Source organism: Metamycoplasma auris (assembly GCF_003253435.1).
GTDB lineage: Bacteria > Bacillota_I > Bacilli_A > Mycoplasmatales > Metamycoplasmataceae > Metamycoplasma > Metamycoplasma auris.
Window position 1 is genome coordinate 19,752 of sequence record NZ_QKUB01000008.1, and the last position, 7,762, is coordinate 27,513.

General features: G+C 24.9%; 4 protein-coding genes. 2 read left to right on the forward strand and 2 right to left on the reverse strand.

Going from position 1 to position 7,762, the window contains the following annotated elements; translation table 4 throughout:
* Positions 1-7: 7 nt before the first annotated feature.
* Together BCF89_RS08435 and BCF89_RS08440 are read left to right on the forward strand one after the other, a co-directional pair.
* Positions 8-2,812, forward strand: a complete 2,805-nt coding sequence (locus tag BCF89_RS08435) for a DNA topoisomerase (ATP-hydrolyzing) (protein WP_111518752.1) — start codon at positions 8-10, stop codon at positions 2,810-2,812.
* Between the two features lie 65 nt (positions 2,813-2,877).
* Positions 2,878-3,003, forward strand: coding sequence for a hypothetical protein (locus BCF89_RS08440; RefSeq protein ID WP_277870056.1), 126 nt, complete (start codon positions 2,878-2,880; stop codon positions 3,001-3,003).
* A gap of 137 nt (positions 3,004-3,140) precedes the next feature.
* Here the strand turns inward: BCF89_RS08440 and BCF89_RS02700 are convergent, their stop codons facing one another.
* Positions 3,141-5,327, reverse strand: coding sequence for a S41 family peptidase (locus BCF89_RS02700; RefSeq protein WP_111518754.1), 2,187 nt, complete (start codon positions 5,325-5,327; stop codon positions 3,141-3,143).
* A gap of 169 nt (positions 5,328-5,496) precedes the next feature.
* Positions 5,497-7,473 (reverse strand): S41 family peptidase, encoded by a 1,977-nt coding sequence (locus BCF89_RS08445; protein WP_170108356.1) that lies wholly within the window; start codon positions 7,471-7,473, stop codon positions 5,497-5,499.
* Positions 7,474-7,762: the final 289 nt, after the last annotated feature.

Genomic DNA, 7,762 nt, shown 5'->3' on the forward strand with positions numbered 1-7,762 from the left:
AAAATCTATGGCTAAAGATAACAAAAAAGAATTTGAGGAAACAATTGAAAATATCATTGAGAAAAACATGATTGAAATCATGAATACAAGTTTTTCTCGTTTTTCAAAATACGTAATTCAGCAAAGAGCAATCCCTGATGCAAGAGATGGTCTAAAACCAGTACAGCGAAGAATTCTTTATTCAATGTGAAATTTAAAACTAAGAAACAAAGACCAATTTAAAAAATCTGCAAGAATAGTCGGAGATGTTTTAGGTAAATATCATCCACATGGCGATAGTTCAGTTTATGAAGCAATGGTTAGAATGGCGCAAGAATGAAAAAGTAACTATCCTCTTGTTCAGATGCACGGAAATAAAGGTTCAATCGATGATGACCCAGCTGCTGCAATGCGTTATACCGAATCAAGATTAGAAAAAATAGCTGAGTATATGCTTAAGGATTTGGAACGAAAAGTAGTTGCGATGATCCCTAATTTTGATGATTCAGAATATGAACCAGTTGTACTTCCTACTTTATTTCCTAATTTACTATTGAATGGTGCTGTTGGAATCGCATCAGGATTCGCAACCCAAATTCCTCCTCATAATCTTAATGAATTGATTGATGCAACAATTGCAATGATTAATAATAAAGATATAGATGTTGAATCATTGATGAAATATGTAAAAGGTCCAGATTTTCCAACAGGTGGAATCATTCATGGCATAAATGGGATTAAAGAAGCATTCAAAAGTGGTAAGGGAAAAATTAGTCTCTCAGCAAAATATAACTTCATCAAAAACAAAAAAGATAAGACAATTGGAATTGAAATAACTGAAATTCCATTTGGTGTTATTAAGTCAAAATTAGTTTTTGAAATTGATTCAATTATTGCTTCAAAAACGATTTCAGGAATTAAAGAAATAAGAGATCAATCAGATCGAGATGGTTTATCAATTTATATTGATATTGATGAAGATAGCAATGCTGAAGCAATTATTACTTATTTAATGAATAAGACCAAATTACGCATTAACTATGATTACAACATGATGGCAATATATAAAAGTGCACCGGTTCTACTTTCTTTGGATAAGGCAATTTATGCATTTTTAGAACATTTAAGTTTGATTAATACTAAAGGTATTAAATATGATTTAAAAAAATATCAACTTCGTCATGAAATCATTAAAGGATTCATTAAGGTAGCTGAAATATCTGACCAAGTTATTAAATTAATCAAAGAAAGTGATAATTCTAAAAAAGGTGTCATTTCTGCACTGATGGATAAATTTCATTTTTCAGAAATTCAAGCAACCACAATTGCTGAATTAAGATTATATAAATTATCCAAGATGGATCAAATTGAATTTCAAAATGAAAAAAAATATCTTGAAGACCTCATTTCAAATTGCAAACTACTTTTAAATGATCAGCAAGAATTCAATAAATACTTAATTTCTCAATTAAATGAAATTAAAAATGAATTTGGAAAAGAAAGAAAGACTGAAATTCTAGACGAGTTAGTCAATAAAGAAGTTGATTATAAATCATTAACTAAAAACGAAGATTTTTATTTCTTTTTCTCACAAGATGGATACATTAAAAAAATCACTCCAAAAATCTTTAATTCAAATGACCTAAGTTCCTTTAGACTTAAAAATGATGATGCGATTCTTTATTACAATAAAATAAATTCTCTTTCTAAAATTCTATTTTTTACAAATAAAGGTAATTTCTTTATCTTAGAAGCACATAGTCTAAAAGATAATATTTGAAAAGAATTAGGTATTCATATTTCTTCATATATCAATCTTGATATCTATGAAAAAGTTATTCGTGTAATGGAAGTTTCTTCATTTGATACCTATCTTGATTTAATATTGATAACCAAATTTGGTTATGGAAAAAAAATTAAATTCAGTGACCTTGAATCAAAAATTTACAATCGAAAAAGAAGTTGTATTTCTTTAAAAAATGAAGATGATGAGTTAGTTGATGTCAAGTTTGGAAATAATGAAAAAGATATATTTATTCTTCTTAATAACGGACTTTATTTCTTAATTAATGAAAATGAATTTTCATCGACACTAACGCTTAAAGCACAAGGAATCAAGTTACTACCAAAATTAAATAAAACTTATGTGGTCGCCTTTTGTACAATATCGAAATTCAATAAAATCTTAATGCTCACACAAGATGGAGTAACAAAAGTTTGAAATGCGGTTGATCTTGCTTATACTAATCGAACAAACCGCGGTACTTTTTTGTTTAATATCCTAAAAAATGTAAATTGCACACCAAAAAATCTTGAAGTAATAACTGATTCTTTGGAATTTATTTATACGAATAAGAACAATGAAGTAACTGAATTTGATATAAATAAGATTGAAAATAACAATAAGAAAATAGACAAATTATCAAACAACTATATCGAAAGCAATAATTCTGGATATTTAATTCAACATTTAAAAATTGAAGAATTAATTGATGTTGATGATGAAGAAAAAAAGAAATTAAGATCCTATTATCTTAAAAAACTTGATGATAATAAAACAATTATTGGTAATCTTAAAGAAACCTTATTTCAAAGATATTATTCATTAAAAGAAGAAACAAAATATACCAATTCTCCTGTCAACTTCAAACATAATGAAAAGATTAATCTTTTTGAATTAGATAACAATGAAATAATTGAAACTACATCAAATAGTTTAGATAAAAATAGTTTGAAAAATAAACAAATAAATCTTGAAAATAAACTTAAGGCCATGGATAATATTGACCTAGATTCAATCGAAGAAAAAGTAAAGGAAATTACAAAAAAATAGTTATAATTTATAATTATCTTTTTTGTTTATCTAAGGCACTAAATGCAATTTTTGAAAGGAAAGCAATGAGAAAAGATGTTAGACTAGCTAACAAAGTAAAGGCCGAAAAAAGAGCACACAAATTGGCTAAAGAAAGAGCTAGAGATCTAAGAAGAGCAGCAAGAAAAGCTGAATTAGAAACAAAAGAATAGTCATCATTTTCAATCGTAAAAAAAGTGCAAAAAGCACTTTTTTATTTTTCTTAAATGAAATAATAATTTAGCAAAAAAGAGATTGTAAATAACTAAATCTGATATTTCTTAGAATTAATTTTTTAACCTATATTAAATTAGTGACTTATCTTTCTTTTTTTGATTTTTATAACTAAGAAAACAATAATCGAAACCAATAAGATTCCTAGTAAGCTTAAGATTGTAGATAAAGTAATTACTAATTTTCTTTGTTTATTTAGCTTGAATATTTTTTCTGTATTTTCAGTATCCATATGTGGATTTCTGTTTGGTTTTTTATATTCTTTTTCTTCTTCTTTTAAACTAAAGAATAATTTTATTTCTCCATGATAGCCTAAAGCATTGTCCTTAACCATCAATATAATTTCATACTTATTTGGTTGATTTTCCAATTTTCTTAATGAATGAAACTCAATATCTCAGATATCAAGATTGAAGGCATTGTTTTTTTTCTTGATTTCTTCATATAAGAATAGTTTTTCTTTGGATGCTATTTCTCCTAGATTGGTATTCTTAATTAAATGAGATATATTTAATCGATCGTTAGTTTCTTTGTTTACTATAGATTCAATATAATCTAAATTATATAATTTGTCCTGATCCTTATAAATATCTCCTTCAAAAGGAATATCAGGTTTAACTCCTAATTCAATTGAGTTGAAATTTTTATCCGTAAATACATTATTACTACTTAATTGAATAATATCTCCAGTTGGTAGAATTGCATAATTTATTGCCGAAGCACCACCAAATGTTTTATATCCAATTACTTTTGCAACATTATTATCTTTTGCCATTTGTGGAAAAATGTTAGCGGCTGAAAATGAATATGGAGATGTTAATATAAAATAATTAAAATCATATTTGGGATATTTTGATTTAATTTCTTCAATTCTTTTTTCTTTAGTTAATGGATTATATAAATATGAATAAAAAGGTTTATCTGTCATAAAACCCATAATTTCATAAGCACTTCCTATATATCCACCTGTATTAACAGTAACATTGAAGACAATGTTTTTAACACCTTGATTTTTTGCAATCTCTAAACTCTTTTGAATTTCTTTTGTTGTATTCCTATCAAATGCACGAAAAGAAATTATTGCTGTTTTTCTATCTGGTGTATATGTAATGCTATATTCAACTTTTCCAAAATCTCTTTTTCCTAATTCATTTTCAATTTCAGCACGCTTTTGAAGTCGTTCAGTCTTTTTAAATTCTCTTTCAATATATTTAACTGCTGAATTATCATAATTATAATAACCATCAAGAATAAATGATGAATGTAAATCTCCTAGATCATTGATAATATCTTTTGTCGCCAAATAGTGATTATCATCTTCACCTAAAATATCATTCTCATAGACACTAATGAATTCTTTATATGATTTATTGTCTTTTAACTTTATTCCATAATAATAATCAAATAAGAAGGAAAAATACTTATATTGAAATTCTTTAAGTCCAGTAGGTATTTGTTCATTATTTGCCTTCGAACTTTTTAATCTAACTGGTCCAAATGCATCTGATAATGTTTCAGTGTAATTAAATAAATTAAATATTTCACCATTGAAGTATGTTTGATAATTTGATTCATTTAAGAAAAGTTGATTTAATAGTACCAATGGTAAATATAAGTCATTTTCATTTTTTAAGATATCAATTCCATATTCTTTCAAGTCATAACTAAATGTTGTTTGACTATTAATATTCTTAGAGGATAAAAAATCAATTTCAAGTTCTTCTTCTCCTCTTCTATAATCTTTTAGGATCTCAATAAAAAACTTGTAATTTGAAACATTAATTTTATTTGTTCTAAAATCAATCTCAAGTGTATATTCAACTATTTTTTTATCACTTATATTGCTCTCATTAACAAATTCATTTGTTAACTTTAAAATTACTTTGTTATCCTTAAAAAAGTGATCTAAAACCTTTTTATTCTTGTATTTTTTATTATTAATTTCAACTAATTTAGTTTCAGTATTTTGAAAATTTGTCACACTTTTTATTGCTGTTAGAAATTCTTTAATTCCAATATAGGCTACATCATTATGAAGGAATAAGTTAACTTCCTTAAGCCGATTTTTATTATTTTTAATTAAATCTATAAAATCGTATTTTTGTAGTTTTATTGTAGCATTTGAATTTCGATTTAAAGCAACGTTTCGCTTATCTAAATGCTTACTCTTAATTCTGTTACATGTAGTGGAAGATAAAAGAGATATTGGTAAAATAGAGGATACCAATAAGGATAAGATAAAATGTTTTTTACCTAATTTCATTAGCTTAAATTTTACATTAAATTTTCAAACATCCTTAGCAATTATGAAATTTTTAAATTTATCTACTTAATGTAGTGCTTAATAACATCATTTAATTAAGAAAAAAGAATTAAAATTTCAATCTAATTGATTTTTATTGCCTAAATTAGACTTAAATTCGAAACTTATTTTAATTATTTTTGTTGATTAATGTAGATATGTACTCAATATCAAATAATTTTTCAAATACACCATTTTCTTCTTTTGTAAAATCAATATCCGGAATTACTCCTAATTCATATGATTCAAAGTTTTGATTGGTTAGAACATTATTACTACTCAAACGAATAATATTACCAGTTGGAAGAATTGAAAATCTAACGATTGAAGCGCCACCTGCTGATTGATAACCAATTATTTTAGCAAGTTTATTTTCTTTTGCAACAGCTGCTAGCATATTACTTGCAGAATATGTTATTGGGGAAACTAAAATATAATATTTAAAATCATCATATTTGCCAATACTTGATTTAATTTCTGTTAGTATTTTTTCTTTTGCAAGTGGGTTATATTCATAGTATTTAAAATATTGATCTGTCATAAACCCAAATAATTCTCAAGTAGCTTGTACTGAACCGCCCTGATTAAGTGCTAAGTTAAGAACAATGTTTTTTATTCCTTGTTCTTTTGCTTCTTTTAAATCTTTTTTAAGATAGGTTTCTATAGTCTCTCTTGTAATAATATTAAAATTAATCATTCGAGTTTTTTTATCTTTAGAATCCAAAATTGAAATACCCTCAAAACCTAATTTTATTTCTAAATTATGTAACTTATCATCAATCTCATAGAATCTTTTTGTTCTTTCTTTGGCAATCTTTTTTAGATTTTTTATATTAATTGCACGACTATAATTATTATAATTTGCTTCTTTTTCATACAAACCTTGCATTAAGACCTTAGTATGTATGTCATCTAAGTCATTAATTAGATGATGAAGCGCTTGATAGTGCTCATCATTAGATCCAAGAAGTTTATTTTTATAATTAGAAAGTAATTTTAAAAAATGGTTATTGTTCTTAAATTTAATGCCATAGAAGTTATCAAGTAAAAAATATAAATAGTTATATTGAAATTCCTTAAGTTTACTTGGAATTTCTTCTTTATCCAGTTGATTTTTAAGAATTTTATGTTTTATTTCTTTAAATTCTTCTCTTCCCTTATGCACATCAAGATAACTAAGTAAGAAGATTTCATCTTCATTAAAATAAAATGCATTTTCATATTCAGCTAAAATTATTTGATTTAATAAATTAAATGGAATAAAAATTTGATTATCAATTCTTAGCATCTTAAGATTGTATTTATTTAAATCAATCACAATTTCATTCTTAAAATCTTGATATTTAAAATCTAAATATGATTCATACTCATAAGGATTAATTAACTTAAAAAATAAGTAGTTTGAAATGCTAATTTTATTGATTGCTGAATCAAATTTGATTCAAGATTTGATTTCAAAATCCTTATTATTTGTATCCTTTTTTTGATATTTGCATGATAGTGTAACAATTAATTCTTTATTGTTAGTTTCATAATTTAAGTTTTTAGTTAAATCATATTTTTCTTCATTAAACTTTATATTTTCATTTTTTTCATTCAGTAGAGTTAATTCTTCTACTAATTTAAAAAAATCTTTAATTTCAACATAACTAATTTCATCATTATTTAAAAGTTTTAAACTTTTAGTTCTTAGAGCAATAGTATCAATCAGTGAATGAACTGGATAACTAGAATATTTAAAGTATTTTAGATATATATTTAAATTCTGCTTAACAATCAAATCTTTTTTTAATTTATTCTTAAATTCCTTATCTAAATAATAACCTTCAAAAATATAATTTTCTCTTTGAATTAATTCAGGTTTTAATGTCGTATTTGCTTTTATATTAGAAGTCTTTAATAATTTGTCATCAACAAAATAATTAACTAAAAAGAATTCATTGTTATTTTTTTCATTCTTGTCTTTGGGATTAATATGATTTGAAGGAAAAGTTGGTTCTAGTGGCACTAGAGGTCTAATATTAGAATTTGGATTTTTATTAGTTTGATTATTTTCCTGAGTCTTACAGGATACTAAAAATATCGGAAAGAAACTCAATAAACTCATTGAGTTAACCAAGATAAAAGATTTGAACTTATTCTCTTTCATTTTCTAACTGAAATAATTATAAATAAGTTAAGTTATTAGATTAGATAAATTAATAAAACTTCTAATAAATAGTCTCAAAAAAACTAGAATATTTAACCGATATAGCTATCTCTGAATTTAATAAATGACAACAAAAAGAGGTCATTTTTTATAATTTGCAGAGTCCCCCAAAAACCGGAATGTTTAACTGCTGTGGTTGTCCCTAAATTTAATTGGGGACAACCCAGCGGTTTTATAACTAATTCGT